Origin of the sequence: Streptomyces sp. NPDC047085, from assembly GCF_040643735.1 — a bacterium.
Taxonomy (GTDB): Bacteria; Actinomycetota; Actinomycetes; order Streptomycetales; family Streptomycetaceae; genus Streptomyces.
Map to the genome: position 1 here is coordinate 805,855 of NZ_JBEYUW010000003.1, position 17,535 is coordinate 823,389.

The 17,535-nt window shown below is 71.6% G+C and carries 12 protein-coding genes; 5 read left to right on the top strand and 7 right to left on the bottom strand.

All coding sequences use genetic code 11. The annotated features are described in order from the left end of the window. Positions 1–9: 9 nt before the first annotated feature. The 4 genes from ABZ865_RS14685 to ABZ865_RS14700 form a co-directional block, all read right to left on the bottom strand. A complete protein-coding gene (locus ABZ865_RS14685) occupies positions 10–3,801 on the bottom strand; it encodes a multifunctional oxoglutarate decarboxylase/oxoglutarate dehydrogenase thiamine pyrophosphate-binding subunit/dihydrolipoyllysine-residue succinyltransferase subunit (RefSeq protein WP_361229183.1) in 3,792 nt (1,263 codons plus the stop codon). Positions 3,802–4,091: 290 nt separating this feature from the next. Next, positions 4,092–5,213, bottom strand: coding sequence for an ATP-binding protein (locus ABZ865_RS14690; RefSeq protein ID WP_361229186.1), 1,122 nt, complete (start codon positions 5,211–5,213; stop codon positions 4,092–4,094). Further along, positions 5,210–5,950, bottom strand: coding sequence for a response regulator transcription factor (locus tag ABZ865_RS14695; protein WP_100828203.1), 741 nt, complete (start codon positions 5,948–5,950; stop codon positions 5,210–5,212). The genes ABZ865_RS14690 and ABZ865_RS14695 overlap by 4 nt, the downstream gene beginning before the upstream one ends. A gap of 118 nt (positions 5,951–6,068) precedes the next feature. Further along, complete coding sequence (locus tag ABZ865_RS14700; protein WP_361229190.1) at positions 6,069–6,746, bottom strand: spermidine synthase; 678 nt, start codon at positions 6,744–6,746, stop codon at positions 6,069–6,071. Positions 6,747–7,153: 407 nt separating this feature from the next. Here ABZ865_RS14700 and ABZ865_RS14705 point away from each other — a divergent pair, with 407 nt between their 5' ends. The 4 genes from ABZ865_RS14705 to ABZ865_RS14720 all read left to right on the top strand — a co-directional run bounded on the left by ABZ865_RS14705 (position 7,154) and on the right by ABZ865_RS14720 (position 12,377). Continuing rightward, entirely contained in the window at positions 7,154–8,083 is a 930-nt protein-coding gene (locus ABZ865_RS14705) for a rhomboid-like protein (protein ID WP_361229193.1), read from the top strand. Positions 8,084–8,139: 56 nt separating this feature from the next. Further along, positions 8,140–10,566 carry an endopeptidase La gene (lon, locus tag ABZ865_RS14710; protein ID WP_361229196.1) on the top strand — a complete coding sequence of 809 codons (2,427 nt, stop codon included), beginning with the start codon at positions 8,140–8,142 and terminating at the stop codon, positions 10,564–10,566. A 133-nt stretch (positions 10,567–10,699) separates the two neighbouring features. Next, positions 10,700–11,707 (top strand): serine/threonine-protein kinase, encoded by a 1,008-nt coding sequence (locus tag ABZ865_RS14715; RefSeq protein ID WP_361229199.1) that lies wholly within the window; start codon positions 10,700–10,702, stop codon positions 11,705–11,707. A 130-nt stretch (positions 11,708–11,837) separates the two neighbouring features. Next, a complete protein-coding gene (locus ABZ865_RS14720; protein WP_361229202.1) occupies positions 11,838–12,377 on the top strand; it encodes a hypothetical protein in 540 nt (179 codons plus the stop codon). A 76-nt stretch (positions 12,378–12,453) separates the two neighbouring features. On the opposite strand, the gene ABZ865_RS14725 is transcribed toward ABZ865_RS14720, so the two are convergent. Both ABZ865_RS14725 and ABZ865_RS14730 read right to left on the bottom strand, forming a co-directional pair. Further along, on the bottom strand, positions 12,454–14,874 hold the full coding sequence (locus ABZ865_RS14725) for a SpoIIE family protein phosphatase (protein ID WP_361229205.1): 2,421 nt from the start codon (positions 14,872–14,874) through the stop codon (positions 12,454–12,456). 173 nt (positions 14,875–15,047) lie between these two features. Further along, positions 15,048–15,872: a lysozyme gene (locus ABZ865_RS14730; protein ID WP_361229208.1), complete on the bottom strand. Its 825-nt coding sequence runs from the start codon at positions 15,870–15,872 to the stop codon at positions 15,048–15,050. Positions 15,873–16,100: 228 nt separating this feature from the next. On the opposite strand from ABZ865_RS14730, the gene ABZ865_RS14735 reads away from it, so the two are divergent. After that, entirely contained in the window at positions 16,101–16,592 is a 492-nt protein-coding gene (locus tag ABZ865_RS14735; RefSeq protein ID WP_361229211.1) for a MarR family transcriptional regulator, read from the top strand. Between the two features lie 42 nt (positions 16,593–16,634). Here ABZ865_RS14735 and ABZ865_RS14740 read toward each other — a convergent pair whose 3' ends face one another. After that, on the bottom strand, positions 16,635–17,423 hold the full coding sequence (locus ABZ865_RS14740) for a protein phosphatase 2C domain-containing protein (RefSeq protein ID WP_361229214.1): 789 nt from the start codon (positions 17,421–17,423) through the stop codon (positions 16,635–16,637). Positions 17,424–17,535 lie beyond the last annotated feature (112 nt).

Genomic DNA, 17,535 nt, shown 5'->3' on the forward strand with positions numbered 1-17,535 from the left:
GCCGGAGGCCTACGCCTCGAACACTTCACGCACCAGCTGCTCCTGCTCGGCCTGGTGGCGCTTGGCGGAGCCCACCGCCGGGGACGAGCCGTGCGGGCGCGAGATGCGCCGCAGCCGCTCGCCGGCCGGGATGTCCGCGCCGACCGCCAGGTCGAGGTGGTCGATCAGGTTGAGCGCGATGAACGGCCAGGCACCCTGGTTCGCCGGCTCCTCCTGGGCCCACAGGTACTTCTCGGCGTTCGGGTACTTGTTGACCTCCGCCTGGAGCTCGGCACCCGGCAGCGGGTACAGGCGCTCGATGCGGATGATCGCCGTGTCCGTGGCGCCGCGCTTCTGACGCTCGGCCTCGAGGTCGTAGTAGACCTTGCCGGCGCAGAAGACGACCTTGCGGACCGCGGCCGGGTCGACCGTGCTGTCGCCGATGACCGGGCGGAACTCGCCGCTCGTGAACTCCTCCGTCTTCGAGGCGGCGGCCTTCAGGCGCAGCATCGACTTCGGGGTGAAGACGATCAGCGGCTTGTGGTGCGGGTTGTGCACCTGCCACCGCAGGAGGTGGAAGTAGTTCGACGGGAGCGTGGGCATCGCGACCGTCATGTTGTTCTGCGCGCAGAGCTGCAGGAACCGCTCCGGGCGGGCCGAGGAGTGGTCCGGGCCCTGGCCCTCGTAGCCGTGCGGGAGCAGCAGGGTGACGCCGGAGGTCTGGCCCCACTTCTGCTCGGCCGAGGAGATGAACTCGTCCACGACCGTCTGGGCGCCGTTGACGAAGTCGCCGAACTGGGCCTCCCACATCACCAGGGACTCGGGGCGGGCCAGCGAGTAGCCGTACTCGAAGCCCATCGCCGCGTACTCGGAGAGCAGGGAGTTGTAGACGTTCAGGCGGGCCTGGTCCTCGGAGAGGTACTGCAGCGGGGTGTACTCCTCGCCGGTCTCCCGGTCGATCAGCACCGCGTGGCGCTGGCCGAAGGTGCCGCGCTGGGAGTCCTGGCCCGCGAGGCGGACCGGGGTGCCCTCCAGCAGCAGGGAGCCGATGGCCAGGGTCTCGCCCATGCCCCAGTCGATGGTGCCGTCCTCGACCATGGCCGCCCGGCGCTGCAGCTGCGGCTGCAGACGCGGGTGGACGGTGATGTGGTCGGGGATGGTGACCTGGGACTCGGCGATCCGCTTGACGACCTCCGAGGAGATCGCGGTCGGGACCGAGACCGGGAAGCCGTCCTGCGGGGCCTGGGCGTCACCGGTGGCCGGCTGGGCCGTAGCCTCGCGGACCTCGGTGAAGACCTTCTCCAGCTGGCCCTGGTAGTCCTGCAGAGCCTGCTCGGCCTCTTCCAGGGTGATGTCGCCGCGACCGATCAGGGACTCGGTGTAGAGCTTGCGCACCGAGCGCTTCTTGTCGATCAGGTCGTACATCAGCGGCTGGGTGAAGGCCGGGTTGTCCGACTCGTTGTGACCGCGGCGGCGGTAGCAGATGAGGTCGATCACCACGTCCTTGTTGAACGCCTGGCGGAACTCGAAGGCGAGCCGCGCGACGCGGACGACGGCCTCGGGGTCGTCGCCGTTCACGTGGAAGATCGGGGCCTCGATCATCCTCGCCACGTCCGTCGCGTACATCGACGAGCGGGACGACTCCGGGGCGGCCGTGAAGCCGACCTGGTTGTTGATGACCACGTGGACCGTGCCGCCGGTGCGGTAGCCGCGCAGCTGCGACATGTTCAGGGTCTCGGCCACCACGCCCTGGCCCGCGAAGGCCGCGTCGCCGTGGATCGCCACCGGCAGGACGGTGAAGTCCGTGCCGCCCTTGTTGATGATGTCCTGCTTGGCGCGGGCGACGCCCTCCAGGACCGGGTCGACCGCCTCCAGGTGGGAGGGGTTCGCGACCAGGCTGACCGCGATCTGCTCGCCGTCCAGGCCGGTGAAGGTGCCGCGGGCGCCCAGGTGGTACTTCACGTCGCCGGAGCCGTGCATCGACTTCGGGTCGAGGTTGCCCTCGAACTCGCGGAAGATCTGCGCGTACGACTTGCCGACGATGTTCGCGAGGACGTTCAGGCGGCCGCGGTGGGCCATGCCGATGACGACCTCGTCCAGGCGGGACTCGGCGGCGGAGTCGATGACCGCGTCCAGCAGCGGGATGACGGACTCGCCGCCCTCCAGGGAGAAGCGCTTCTGGCCGACGTACTTCGTCTGCAGGAAGGTCTCGAAGGCCTCGGCCGCGTTCAGACGGCGCAGGATGCGCAGCTGCTCCTCGCGCTCCGGCTTGGAGTGCGGGCGCTCGACGCGGTCCTGGATCCACTTGCGCTGCTTCGGGTCCTGGATGTGCATGAACTCGATGCCGGTGGTGCGGCAGTACGAGTCGCGCAGCACGCCGAGGATGTCGCGCAGCTTCATCATCGACTTGCCGGCGAAGCCGCCGACCGCGAACTCGCGCTCCAGGTCCCACAGGGTGAGGCCGTGCTCGACGATGTCCAGGTCGGGGTGCTTGCGCTGGCGGTACTCCAGCGGGTCGGTGTCGGCCATGACGTGGCCGCGGACCCGGTAGGAGTGGATCAGCTCGAAGACGCGGGCGGCCTTGGTGACGTCGTCGTCGTGCGAGGCGTCGATGTCCTTGAGCCAGCGGACCGGCTCGTAGGGGATGCGCAGCGCCTCGAAGACGTCGTCGTAGAAGCCGTTCTCACCGAGCAGCAGGTTCGCGACCTGGCGCAGGAACTCGCCGGAGGCGGCGCCCTGGATCACCCGGTGGTCGTAGGTCGACGTGAGCGTCATGACCTTCGAGATGCCGAGCTTGTTCAGGGTGTCCTGGCTGGTGCCCTGGAACTCCGCGGGGTAGTCCATGGAGCCGACGCCCATGATGACCGACTGGCCAGGCATCAGACGCGGGACCGAGTGGACGGTGCCGAGGCCGCCGGGGTTGGTCAGGGAGACCGTGACGCCGGTGAAGTCGTCCATCGTCAGCTTGTTGTCGCGGGCGCGACGGACGATGTCCTCGTAGGCCTGCCAGAACTCGAAGAAGTTCAGGGTCTCGGCCTTCTTGATGGCGGCCACGACGAGCTGGCGGTCACCGTTCGGCTTGACCAGGTCGATGGCCAGGCCGAGGTTGACGTGCGGCGGCTTGACGAGGGTCGGCTTGCCGTCCTTCTCGCCGAACGACCAGTTCATCGACGGCATGGCCTTGATGGCCTGCACCATCGCGAAGCCGATCAGGTGCGTGAAGGAGATCTTCCCGCCCCGGGCGCGCTTCAGGTGGTTGTTGATGACGATGCGGTTGTCGAACAGCAGCTTCACCGGGACCGCGCGGACCGAGGTGGCGGTCGGCAGCTCCAGCGAGGCGTTCATGTTCTTCGCGACCGCGGCGGCCGGGCCACGCAGCGTGACCAGCTCGGGACCCTCCGGGGCCTCGGCGGCGGGGGCGGCCTTCGCCTTCGGCTGAGCGGGCGCCTGTGCGGGCTGCGCCGGCTTGACCGGGGCGGGGGCGGCCTTGGCCGCGGGAGCGGGGGCCGGGGCCGGCGCGGCGGCGGGCTTCGGGGCCGCCGGAGCGGCTGCGGGAGCCGCCGGGACCGCGGGAGCAGCCGTGGCGGTGGTCTCTGCGGCCCCCGCGGCCGCAGTACCCGCCGGAGCCGCGGCGGCAGGAGCGCCCGGCTTGTAGTCGGCGAAGAAGTCCCACCAGGCACGGTCTACCGAATTCGGGTCCTGGAGGTACTGCTGATAGATCTCGTCGACGAGCCACTCGTTGGGACCGAACGCAGCTGCGGGGTTCTTCCCGGCTTGGTCGTCGGTCGAGACGCTCGGGTTACTGGGGGACTGTGGCGACACGGCGGCAACCGCCCTCTTCCGCTTCACAAGGTGATGGACAGCGGAAATAAAGGCTACGCCTCCAAGACGGCGAAGGTGAGGTCGGGCCCGTTCATCGTCGCGTAAGTCACACCGGAGATCTTGTTTCAGGGCTTGATTTGGCGGGAAACAAGCGTGGTTCCGCATGCGGATAAGGGTGTGCGGGTGCGACGAAGGAGGCCCGGCGCGACGGCGTCCGGGCCCGTGCCTGATCACACGTGTCCGGCTGCGCGGACGCTGGTGGATCTTGGGCTTCCGGTTCGAACTTTACGTCAACTTGGGACGGAGGACAGTCCCGGGAGAGTGATGATGATCCGGCAGCCCCGCTCGGATTCGGCCACACCGATCCGGCCGCCGTGCAGATCGACCGCCCAGCGGGCGATCGCCAGGCCGAGCCCGGTGCCGCCGTCGCTGCCCGGACCGTGCGGCCGGGTGACCGCGCCCCGGTTGAACCGCTCGAACACCCGGTGCCACTCCGACCTGGGAATTCCCGGCCCCTCGTCCAGGACCTCCAGCTCCAGCGACTCCGGCCGCGGCCCCCGCCGCGCCTTCACGGTCACCCGGCCGTGCGGCGGGCTGTGCTTGACCGCGTTGTCGATCAGGTTGGCGACGACCTGGTGGATGCGCTCGGGATCCGCGTGCGCGGTCAGCTCCGGCGGGGACACGTCGAGGTGCAGATGGACGTCCGTCCGCGTGTGGCTGCCCGAGCCGGAGGCGATGCCCGCGCGCGCGGAGGCGACCATGTTGGCCTCCTTCAGCACGCCCGACAGGTACGGCCACACCTCGAAGCGGCGCATCTTCAGCGGTACGACGCCGTTGTCGAGCCGGGAGAGGTCCAGCAGGGTCTCCACCAGCCGGCCGAGCCGCTCGGTCTGCTTCAGGGCGGTGCGCATGGTCTCCGGGTCGGCCTCGGTGACCCCGTCGACGATGTTCTCCAGCACCGCGCGCAGGCCGGCGATGGGGGTGCGCAGCTCGTGCGAGACGTTGGCCACCAGCTCCTTGCGCTGCTGGTCCTGCGCCTCCAGCTCGTCCGCCATGACGTTGATCGTCTGGGCCAGGTCGCCCAGCTCGTCCCGGCGGTTCTCGCGCACCCGGCGCGTGTAGTCGCCCTGCGAGATGGAGCGGGCCACCGCGTTCATCTCGTCCAGCGGTGAGGTGAGCGAATGCGCCACGAACTGCGTTATCAGCAGTGTGGCGATCATCGAGAAGACCGTGATGAAGCGCAGCTCCGTCTTGGTGTGCACCGCGACGATCGACAGACCCGTCGTGATCAGCACCGCGATGACGACCAGCGCGCCCAGCTTGGTCTTGATCGAGAACGGGCGTACGCCGCCCCAGGGATCCTCGCCGGGGCCCTGGGCGCTCCTGCGTGCGGCCTTACGCCCGTCGCTCATGGCGTCGGCGTCTCCAGCGCGTATCCGACGCCGTGCACCGTGCGGATCCGCTCGGCGCCGATCTTCCGGCGCAGCGCCTTGATGTGGCTGTCGACGGTCCGGGTGCCGGAGGCGTCCGCCCAGTCCCACACCTCGGCCAGCAACTGCTCCCGGGAGAGCACCGCGCGCGGGGTGTTCGCCAGGCACACCAGCAGGTCGAACTCGGTGGGCGTCAGGTGGACGTCCTCGGACTTCACCCGCACCCGGCGCTGCGCGTGGTCGATCTCCAGCTCGCCGAGGCGCAGGATGCCCGAGCGCGGCGTGGCGGCCGCGATCGCGGCCCGCTCCACCCGGCGCAGCAGCACGTGTACCCGCGCGGCCAGCTCCCGCATCGAGAACGGCTTGGTCATGTAGTCGTCGGCGCCGACCCCGAGCCCGACCAGCATGTCGGTCTCGTCGTCCCGCGCGGTCAGCATCAGCACCGGCACCGGACGCTGGGCCTGCACGCGGCGGCAGACCTCCAGCCCGTCGAAGCCGGGCAGCATGATGTCGAGGATCAGCAGGTCGGGCTGCCAGGCCTCGGCCGTGTCGACCGCGGCCGGACCGTCGCCCGCGGTTTGCACGAGGAATCCCTCGGCGCGGAGCCGGGCCGCGATCGCGTCGACGATCGTGGGATCGTCCTCGACGACCAGCACCCGGCGCTGCGCACCCGGAGTGGTCGTCGCCGCGCCGGTCTGGGAGGTGTGTGTCTGCTCCATCGCCCGCCCCTGTTGCCTATGTTGCTTTCCGGAATCCGTGGGGTGATCCCATGACTGCGATTGACGCTTGAATGATCCGCGTCAGGGATGCACCCTACGGGGACTCCCCGTGCCGTCGCTATCCAGGTCGGACAGCGAGGTGTACCGCGTCCGGAACGCCCCGGGCAACGGGCACTTCTTCGGTACGCACCTGTTGGAACCCGGCATTCCGCATGGTTCCTTCAAATTCCGGAGAGGGCTCGGCCGACCATACCGCCAGCACCCCGCCGGGCCTCAACACCCTTGCGCAAGCCGCGAGTCCGGGCGGCGCGTACAGGGAGTCGTTCTCCTCGGTGACGGTCCAGCCGGGGCCGTTGTCGATGTCGAGACACAGTACGTCGAACGTGGCCGATGTCTCATTGACGTACGCGACCAGGTCGGCCTCGACGATCTCGGTGCGCGGGTCGGCGAGGGCCTCGCGGGACACCTCGGACAGGGGACCCGTGCGATGCCAGTCGATGACGGCGGATTCCCGTTCCACCACGGTGATCCGTCCCCACCGCGGGTCGGCGGCCGCGTGTGCGAGCGAGAATCCCACGCCCAGCCCGCCGATCAGCACGTCCGGCGCCGGACGGCCGTCCAGCGCGTCCCGCGCGGCGTCGATCAGCAACCGCTCCGAGCGGCCGTCGGAGGTGTCCATCAGAAAGCAGCCGTTGGCGATGATCTGCAGCAAATCCCCGTGCCTGCGCAGCACCACTTCGCCGTAGGGGCCCTCGCGCCGGTCCAGGATCACAGGTGTGTCGTACACGGCAGTCATACCGCCATCCTGCTTGAACTGGGCTCGGCGTACACGGGAATTTCCGATGACACGCCGACCGCGCGGACGGCGCCGAGCCCGCCCGCACGCGCTTGTAGCCGCCCCGGGCGAGGTGGGCGGAGGGCGATGAAATCCGGACATCGCGATCACACCTCACGGGGGCCTCAGGGGCCTCATTTTCACAAACTCGGCGCAACGACCACACCAGTTGCGCTCGGGAGTGTAGAACTCGTCACCGATGAACGGCCGTTCCGTGACCGGCGGGGACGCGGGAACGGGTGGGTGCCGGGAGGCGGACGCGTGCGATGCCTCTGAGGTTGTTGTGAATCCGCTCTCGCGTGGCGTCGGTCATAGACAGGGGCATGCGGAACCCAAAGGGTGGGGCGCGACGGAAGGAGCGCCTCACCGTGGAACGCACCGCGACGGGCCCTGCGGCGGCCGTGCCGACACCCCCGGGCACGCCCCTTCCCGACCCGCCGGTCACGCTCGATCCGCCGTTCACGGAGGTCGCCGGCCTCCTGGACGCGATGCCCGGACCGCGCGTGCCCGCGACCTTCCCGGTGCCCGCGCCTCTTGCGGCGCCCGCGGCTCTCTCGGCGCCTGCCACCTTCCCGGTGTCCGCGCCCTCCCGCCGCCCCCGCCCCCTGCGCCTTTTCCCGACGCCCGCCGCCACGCCGTTCACCTTCGCCTACGCGGCCGTCCTGGCCGTCACCTCCGTGGTGGCGGCCCTGGCCGACCCCGGACTGGTGCACACCCTCTACCAGGACTCCAGCACCGACGTCGCCCACCTGCTGCACAGCCCCGTACTGGTGCTGGTGGCCAGCGCGCTGTGGGTCGCGGGCGGGATCGTGTCGCCGTACGCGGCCGCCTTCGTGCTGGTGCTGACCGCCCTGGAGCGGCGCATAGGCGGGCTGCGGGCGGCCGGTGTCTTCCTGGCCGGGCACATCCTGGCCACCCTGGCGACGGAGGTCCCGGTGGGCCTCGCCGTCCTGGCCGGCCACCTCCCTGTCAGCTCTCTGCACCGCCTCGACTACGGCATCAGCTTCGGCGTCGCCGCCAGCATCGGCGCCCTGGCCGGCCTGCTCACCCCCTGGCTCCGCTGGCCCCTCCTCACCCTCTTCGCCGCCACCCTCCTCGACGACCTCCTCGCCTTCCAGGACCCCATGACCAACTGGGGCCACCTGATCGCCCTGACGATCGGCCTCACCACCTGGCCTCTGGTACGCCGCTGGGCGCAGCGGCCCCAGCGGCCCCAGGGGACTTCAACCCCTCCCATCTGCGGGGACCCCAACGTCACCCCTCGATCGCTCACAGCGAACAGCAACCCGGGAACATGAGCCGAGGCCCCGCAGTTGAGTCGGCATAGCTCAACTTGACTGCCGAAGGGGAAATCATGGCTTCGACGCCCGCATCGCTCACCCTCCCCGTGCTGCCGCTCGACGACGAAGTCGTGCTGCCCGGCATGGTGGTGCCGCTGGACCTGAACGACCCCGACGTACGCGCCGCGGTGGAGGCCGCGCAGGCCGCCGCCCGCTCCGAGCCCGGGAAGCCCAAGGTCCTCCTGGTGCCCCGCATCGACGGGTCGTACCCGGGCACCGGTGTGCTCGGCACCGTCGAGCAGGTCGGCCGGCTGGCCGACGGTGATCCGGGCGCGCTGATCCGCGGCCGTGGCCGCGTGCGGATCGGCGCCGGGACCACCGGCCCGGGTGCGGCGCTGTGGGTCGAGGGGGCGCGGATCGACGAGACCGTGCCCGAGCCGCTGCCCGGTCACGTCACCGAACTCGTCAAGGAGTACAAGGCCCTCGCCACGGCCTGGCTGCGCAAGCGCGGCGCCTGGCAGGTCGTGGACCGCGTCCAGGCCATCGACGACGTCTCCGCGCTCGCCGACAACTCCGGTTACTCGCCGTTCCTGACCACCGAGCAGAAGGTCGAGCTGCTGGAGACCGCCGACCCGGTGGCCCGCCTCAAGCTCGCCACGCAGCAGCTGCGCGACCACCTCGCGGAGCAGGACGTGGCCGAGACCATCGCCAAGGACGTCCAGGAGGGCGTCGACAAGCAGCAGCGCGAGTTCCTGCTCCGCCGCCAGCTGGAGGCGGTCCGCAAGGAACTGCGCGAGCTGAACGGCGACTCCAAGGACTCGGCCGAGGAGTCCGACGACTACCGCGCCCGCGTCGAGGCCGCCGACCTGCCGGAGAAGGTCCGCGAGGCCGCCCTCAAGGAGGTCGACAAGCTGGAGCGGTCCAGCGACCAGTCCCCGGAGGGCTCCTGGATCCGCACCTGGCTGGACACCGTCCTGGAGATGCCGTGGAACGAGCGGACCGAGGACGCCTACGACATCCAGGGCGCCCAGGCCGTCCTCGACGCCGAGCACGCGGGCCTGGAGGACGTGAAGGAGCGCATCACCGAGTACCTGGCCGTGCGCAAGCGGCGCGGCGAGCGCGGTCTGGGTGTGATCGGCGGGCGGCGCGGCGGTGCCGTGCTCGCGCTCGTCGGCCCGCCCGGCGTCGGCAAGACCAGCCTCGGCGAGTCCGTCGCGCACGCCATGGGGCGCAAGTTCGTCCGCGTCGCCCTCGGCGGCGTCCGGGACGAGGCCGAGATCCGCGGCCACCGGCGCACGTACGTCGGCGCGCTGCCCGGCCGCGTCGTCCGCGCCATCAAGGAGGCCGGGTCCATGAACCCGGTGGTCCTGCTGGACGAGATCGACAAGGTGGGCTCGGACTACCGGGGCGACCCGGCCGCGGCCCTGCTGGAGGTCCTGGACCCGGCCCAGAACCACACCTTCCGGGACCACTACCTGGAGGTGGAACTGGACCTGTCCGACGTGGTCTTCCTCGCCACCGCCAACGTCCTGGAGGCCATCCCGGAGGCGCTCGCCGACCGTATGGAGATCGTCCGCCTGGACGGCTACACCGAGGACGAGAAGGTCGTCATCGCCCGTGACCACCTGCTCCCGCGCCAGCTGGAGCGGGCCGGCCTGGACAAGGACGAGGTCACCATCGACGAGGGCGCGCTGCGCAAGCTCGCCGGCGAGTACACCCGTGAGGCGGGCGTGCGCACCCTGGAGCGGTCCATCGCACGGCTGCTGCGCAAGGTCGCGGCCCAGCACGAACTCGGCGAGCGGGAACTGCCGTTCACCGTCCGGGACGAGGACCTGCGCGGTCTGATCGGGCGCCCGCACCATGTGCCCGAGTCCGCCCAGGACCCGGCCGAGCGGCGCACGGCCGTCCCGGGCGTGGCGACCGGCCTCGCGGTCACCGGCGCCGGCGGCGACGTCCTCTACGTGGAGGCGTCCCTCGCCGACCCGGAGACGGGCGCGGCAGGCCTGACCCTGACCGGCCAGCTGGGCGACGTGATGAAGGAGTCGGCGCAGATCGCGCTGAGCTTCCTGCGCAGCCACGGCGCCGAACTGGAGCTTCCGGTGGCCGACTTGAAGGACCGGGGCGTGCACATCCACTTCCCGGCGGGCGCGGTCCCGAAGGACGGTCCGAGCGCGGGCATCACGATGACCACCGCCCTCGCCTCCCTGCTCTCCGGCCGGCTGGTCCGCACGGACGTGGCGATGACCGGCGAGGTTTCGCTGACCGGCCGGGTGCTGCCCATCGGCGGCGTGAAGCAGAAGCTGCTCGCCGCGCACCGCGCCGGGGTGACCACCGTGATCATCCCCAAGCGCAACGAACCCGACCTGGACGACGTCCCGGCCGAGGTGCTGGACAAGCTCGACGTCCACGCCGTGACCGACGTCCGCCAGGTCCTGGAGCTGGCGCTCGCGCCCGCCACGGCGGCGAACGACGCGACGCCGGAGGTTCCCGTGGCGGCGTGACGCGGTGTCCATGGCGGGCTCCGCCCGCGGGTGCGGGAAGGGCGAGGCCCGGGTTCCGTGAGGGAGGCCCGGGCCTCCGCCATGCCCTGGCCATGAGCAGGCACGCGCATGGTCAACTCGGTAGAATTCAGGCGTGAGTGGGCAGGTGGGCCGGCCCTCCGCCCTGATCGGGGCGGAGATCGCGGGCTACCGGGTGGAGCGCGAGCTGGGCCACGGCGGCATGGCCGTCGTCTACTGCGCCACCGACCTGCGCCTCGGCCGCACGGTCGCCCTCAAACTCCTCGCCCCCGAGTACGCCCGCAACGACGCCTTCCGGCGCCGGTTCGCCCACGAGTCCCGGGTGGCCGCCGCCATCGACCACCCGCACATCGTGCCCGTCTTCGACGCCGGCGAGACCGACGGGATCCTGTACATCGCGATGTGCTACGTCACCGGCCTCGACCTGCGCGCCCTGCTGGACCGGGACGGCCCGCTGCCCGTACCGGTGGCGCTGCGGATCGCCGCCCAGCTGGCGTCCGCGCTCGACGCCGCCCACGAGCGCGAACTGGTGCACCGGGACGTCAAGCCCGGCAACGTCCTGGTCGCCAAGGGCGTCGACAGCGACCACCCCGAGCACGTCTACCTCACCGACTTCGGACTGGCGAAGAAGTCCCTGTCGCTGACGGGGTTCACCACCGCGGGCGAGTTCGTCGGCACCCTCGACTACGTGGCGCCGGAGCGGATCGCCGGCCGCCCCGTGGACGGCCGGTCCGACCTCTACAGCCTCGCCTGCGTCGTCTACGAGATGCTCGCGGGCCTGCCGCCGTTCCGGCGCGAGGACGACCTCGAACTGCTGTGGGCGCACCAGTACGACCCCCCGCCCGTCCTGAGCGAGGAGCGGCCCGGCATCCCGCCGCCCGCCGACGCCGTCCTCCACAAGGCCCTGGCGAAGGCCCCGGAGGACCGCTACGACACCTGCCTGGAGTTCGTCGCGGCACTCCGCTCCGCGATGGCCGGCGATGCGGCTCCGTACGAGCCCCCGCCCGAGCCTCCGCCCCCACCTGCGCCTCCGCCCGCGCCTGAGCCCCCGCCCGCGGCGGCTCCGACGCCGGTGCCCGAGCCGCCCGCCTGGGCCGGCCCGGTGCTGCTACCCGACGCCTAGCGTGCGGTCAAGTCCCGAATCCTCGGAACGTGAGCGCGTCGCGGAATTCCGGCCTACTTGAAGCACGGCCCCACCGGACGGACCGGAAACCGAAAAGGGCCCGACCCAAGAGACTCAAGTAGGAGAGATCATGACGCGCATCGCCAAGAACCGTGCCGAGAACCGTTCCCACCGCGGCATCCGCCTCACGACGCTCGTGGCCTCGGCCGTGGTCGTCATCGGCGGAGTGATCGTGCCGGCGGCCGCGGCGACGGCGGCTCCGATGCCGGAATCCTCGGCGGTGACGCTGGTCGCCAAGGACCATCACAAGAGCGACAGCCATCACGACAAGCACAAGAGCCACGACAAGCATGACAAGCACAAGAGCCACGACAGCCACGACGGCAAGTGCAAGGGCTCCGGCTCGGGTTCCGGCTCGGGTTCCGGCTCTGGCTCTGGCACGGGGACCGGCACCGGCACGGGGACTGGCACTGGCACCGGCACGGGGACCGGCACGGGTACGGGGACCGGCACAGGGACTGGCACTGGCACTGGCACGGGTACGGGGACCGGCACCGGCACGGGGACTGGCACTGGCACCGGCACGGGGACCGGCACGGGTACGGGGACCGGCACGGGTACGGGGACCGGCACCGGCACCCCCGCCCCCACCGGCCCGATCGTCAAGTGACCGCCCGCTCCTCAGCCACATGAGCGAACCGACTGCCCCGCCTCCCCCGGCGGGGCGGTTCCCTGTGCGCCGTGGCTCACCCCGTGCGCGGCCGGTCGACGGACTGCTCCGCCCACACCGTCTTGCCGATCCGGTCGTGCCGGGTGCCCCAACGGTCGGCGAGCTGGGCGACCAGCAGCAGGCCCCGGCCGCCCTCGTCGAAGATCCGGGCGCGCCGCATGTGCGGGGTCGAGCCGCTGGAGTCGTAGACCTCGCTGATCAGGGTGGAGTCCTGGTGGATGAGCCGGAGCTGGATGGGCGGCCGGCCGTAGCGGATGGCGTTGGTGACCAGTTCGCTGACGATCAGCTCGGTGGTGAAGGCGGCGTCGTCCAGCCCCCAGGCGGTGAGCTGTTCGTCGGCGTACTTGCGGGCGCGGGCGACGATGCTGGGGTCGCTCTCCAGCTCCCAGGTGGTGACCCGGTCGGCGTGCAGCGCCCGGGTGCGGGCGACCAGCAGGGCGATGTCGTCCTCGGGCCGGTGGCTGAGCAGCTCGGTGAGGACCCGGTCGCAGACGGCGTCCAGGGTCGGCGCCGGGCGGACGAGCGCGGCGAACAGCTTGTCCAGCGCCTCGTCGATGTCGTGGTCGCGGGCCTCCAGCAGCCCGTCGGTGTAGAGGGCGAGCAGGCTGTCCTCGGGCAGTTCGGTCTCGAAGGCCTCGAAGGGCAGCCCGCCGAGCCCCAGCGGCGGACCGGCGGGCACGTCCAGAAAGCGGGCGGTGCCGTCCGGGGTGACCACGGCGGGCGGCGGATGGCCGGCCCGGGCGACGGTGCACCGGCGCGAGACGGGGTCGTAGACCGCGTACAGGCAGGTGGTGCCGATGCCCCCGGCGGTCTCGGCGGACGGGTCCGCGGTGCCCTCGTCGGCGGCCAGGCGCAGCACGAGGTCGTCGAGGTGGGTGAGCAGCTCGTCGGCGGGCAGATCGACGTCGGCCAGCGTGCGGACCGCGGTGCGCAGCCGGCCCATGGTGGCGGAGGCGCGGATGCCGTGCCCGACGACGTCCCCGACGACGAGGGCGACCCGCGCGCCGGACAGCGGGATCACGTCGAACCAGTCGCCGCCCACGCCGGCCTTGGTGGCGGCGGGCAGATAGCGGGAGGCGATCTCCAGCGCGTCCTGGTCGGGCAGGGCGTGCGGGAGCAGGCTGCGCTGCAGGGACATGGTCGTGGTGCGCGCCCGTGAGTAGCGGCGGGCGTGGTGCAGACCGGTGGCCGCCCGGCCGGTGAGGTCCTCGGCGATCCGCAGGTCCTCCGGGCCGAAGGGCACCCAGGGCCGGTGCCGGCCGAACAGGGCGACGCCGAGCGTGCTGCCCTCGGCGAGCACCGGTACGACCATCAGCGAGTGGGTGTTGGACACGCGCAGCCACGCGGCCGCCGGGTCCATCGCGGCCCACCCGGCGACCATCGGGTCCGAGACGCCGTACAGGACGGCCTGGCCCGACGCCAGGCACTCCGCGGGCGGCGACCCGGGCTCGTAGGCGCTCGCCTCGCCCTCGCGCGCCCCCGGCAGCGGTTCGCCCTGCGGGACCCAGCGCACCGCGGCGCGGCGCAGCACGACCGGGCCCGCCGACGTGCTGGACCAGTCGCGCGTACGGGGGGAGTCCAGCAGGTCGACGGCCACGAAGTCGGCGAGCCGGGGGACCGCGGCATCGGCGAGCTCCCGCGCGGCGCTCGCGAGGTCGGCCGCGCCCGCGCCGGCCCCCGCCACCGTCTCACCCGCACCGGCCCCCGTCGCCGTCTCACCCGCATCGGCCCGTGCCGCCGGCTCGCCCGGCGCGGGCGGTACGGCGCCGGTGTCCTGGGTGCGCTGGCGCACGGCCAGGCAGACGGCGCGCACCTGCCCCTTCGGGTCCTTCAGCGGGGTGAGGACGCTGGGCCCGCCGACGTGCGGGGCGAACAGGGCGGGCGCCTCCTGGGGCTCGCCGGTCTCCAGCACCCCGCGTATCGCCCGGTCGGTCTCCTCGCCGGCGGCGCCGGGCACGATGTGGGTCAGCCGCAGCCCCCGGATCGCCGCCTCGGGCAGGGAGAGCGCGCGCTCCAGGCGGCGGTTGGCGCGCATCAGGCGCAGGTCGGTGTCGAAGATGCCGAAGGGGAAAGGGGACTGCAGAAAGGCCCATTCCTCCAGGGGCACGCCCTCGGGCGGGCGCGGGCGGGACGGTACGGCGGTGACCACCAGCCAGTCGGTCGACCCGTTGTCCGACGTCCGGCGGTGCGCGAGCAGAGCCAGCTCCAGGCACCGGCCGTCCCGGTGCCGCAGCGGCACGGTGCCGTTCCAGCGCCACCGCCCCGACAGCGCCCGGTGGGCCGCCCCGCCCTGCGTGGCGAGCAGCCCGGTGGCAGGCCGTCCGAGCACCGCCGAGGGTTCGTAGCCGAGCAGCCGCTGGGCGCCCTCGCTCCAGCCGGTCAGGATGCCCCGCTCATCGATGGTGGCCGTGGCCGTGTACGTCGACTGTCGCTCCATCGCGGCTCATCTCACCCTTGCTACGGAGGCAGGCTCTCTCGACCAGCATCATCCGGGGCGGCGCGGAGCACCAACGCAGCGGAACGGCGGCCACCCCCGGGCGAGAACAGGGGCCGCCCCAGACGAACGGCGGCCGCCCCGAAGGACGGCCGCCGCACAGGCATCGCTCGGGGTCAGCCGTTGGCCAGCGCCTGCACCCGGTCGAGCGCCCCATTGAACTTGTCGTGGTCCCCGACCGTCGGGCCGGACGAGGTGTACTGCCACATCGTGTAGTACGACCACCCCGCCGGCAGCGTGCCCGGGTCCGAGGCGTAGCGGGCGATCCACAGCGGGTTGTTCACCGCGAAGCCGCCGTAGTTGCCGGTGCACTGGGTCCACCAGCTGGTGGCGGTGTAGATCACGGCCCAGCGGCCGGTGCGGGCGTGGTACTGGTTCAGGAAGTCGGCGATCCAGCTGACCATCCCGCTCTGTGTCTTGCCGTAGCAGGCGGCGCCGTACGGGTTCCACTCGATGTCGAGCGCGCCCGGCAGCGTCTTGCCGTCGCGGGACCAGCCGCCGCCGTGGTCCACGAAGTAGTTGGCCTGGGTGGCGCCGCTCGTGGTGTCCGGGGTCGCGAAGTGGTACGCGCCGCGGATCATGCCGATGTTGTACGAGCCGTTGTACTGCTGCGCGAAGTACGGGTTCGTGTAGTACGTGCCCTCCGTGGCCTTCGTGTAGGCCCAGCGGACGCCGCTGTTCCAGAGGGTGCTCCAGGCGACGTTGCCCTGGTAGCCGGAGACGTCTACGCCCTCGGTCTGGGTGACGTCACCCGTGGTGGGGGTGCCGTTCTGACCGTCGTGGGCGAGGACGCCCATGCCCATGTGGGCGGAGCCGCGGGCGGGGGTGGTCGCGGCCTGGGCGGTGGTGAGGGGGAGCGAGAGGGAGAGCGCCGCGAGCAGGGCCGTGACGAGCACGGCGAGCGGACGGGGGCGGATGGAGCCGGGTCTGTGCACGGGCATGACGTGCCTCCGGAGGAGAGAGGTGGGGGGACCCTGGTGGTACCGCCGCCCACTGGCGTGGGCATGCCATTCGTTGCCTCGTGAAGAAGCTACGCACGTAGACAGCTGCGTGGGAAGGGGGTCCGGAGGCTGCCGTTGGTCTACGCCTGCGAAATACTGACGGAGCTGCGGCAATGACGGGGTTTGACGGAAACTTTCAGGATCGCGAAACCGATCAGGGGTGCTGACGTGCACGAGCACGCAAACGGCGACGTACAACGTGTCGCCGACGAGGTGACGCCGAGTGGCGCGGACCAGGAATTCCTGGCACTGGAGCGGGAGTTGACCGTGCTGTTCCGGCGCGCCCGGGCCAACCAGGGTGAGATGGCCCGAGAGGTCCACCCCGATCTGGAGTCCTCCGCGTACGGGCTGCTCATCCGCCTCGACGAACTCGGCGGCCAGCGCGCCACCGAACTCGCCGCCTACATCGGCGTCGGCAAGGCCACCATGTCCCGTCAGCTGCGCGCCCTGGAGGAGCTGGGCCTGGTCGCCCGCGAGCCCGACCCGGCCGACGGCCGCGCCTGGCTGGTCACGCTCACCGAGGAGGGCCGCGGCCGGGTCGGCCGGGTCCGCGAGGCCCGCCGCGCCCGCTACGTCAGCCAGCTCGCCCACTGGGACCGCAGCGAGGTGGCCGAACTGGCCCGGCTGCTGCACCAGTTGAACGGTGTCATGGAGAAGTAGGGAAGCAGAGAAGCGGAGGAGCAGGGAAGCAGGGAAGCGGGCTCACAGCTCGACGTACACGACCGTCGCGTCGTCGTGCGTCTTGCTGCGTCCCAGGAACGCCCGCTCCTCGCGGTCCGCCGTCTCCAGCTCCCGTACCCGGTCGACCAGGGACCGCGCCCCCTCCTTCGCGACGAAGTCGAACAGGGCCGCCCAGTCGCCCTCGTGGAACTTCTCCGTCCACCGGCCGACGCCGTCCGTCAGCGCCGCCAGGGCCCGGACGTCCCGGCGGGGCACGGTGCCGGTGACCGCGCGGGCGGCGACCGAGGGGTCGGCGGCGGCCGTGAAGAAGCCGCCCTCCTTGTTGCGCAGATTGGCGTCGATCAGGGCGTCGGTGGCCAGGGCGGAGCGGGGCAGCCGGGCGAGGCGGTCGTCCAGGACCGGGGTGACCGTGCCGTCCGGCGCGCCCAGGAGCAGCACGGAGTCGGACAGAACCAGGTGTTCCACGGTGTCGGCGGACCACCGGGTCAGGACGACGGTCGCCTGCGGGGTGCGCGGGTGAGAAAGGTCACAGGTGTCCGCGTGGGCGTCGGCGGTGCGTGCGACGGCCCGCGCGAGAATCTCCGTCAGCGTCAGATCTCGGCCGGAAACGGTCAGTTCGGTCAGCGCGCCGCCGAGCCGCGCGGTGAACCAGGGGACGGAATGCAGACACCCCGTGCCGCCTCGTGGGGGAGTCACCCCGTCCAGCAAGATCACGCAACCGCCCTGACCGGAGGCGGGTAGTCCGACACCGGCGAAGTCCTCGTTGGGGCGGGACGTGTCGCCGGGTTCCGAAACGAGATCGGTTCGCATCCGGCCAGTCTGCACGACCCTTTCACAGGCTCCGCCAAAGACCGCCAAGCGCGGCCGAATTGACACGACCGTGCAGGTCACGCGCCTGATTTGCGGGTATATGACGCACTCC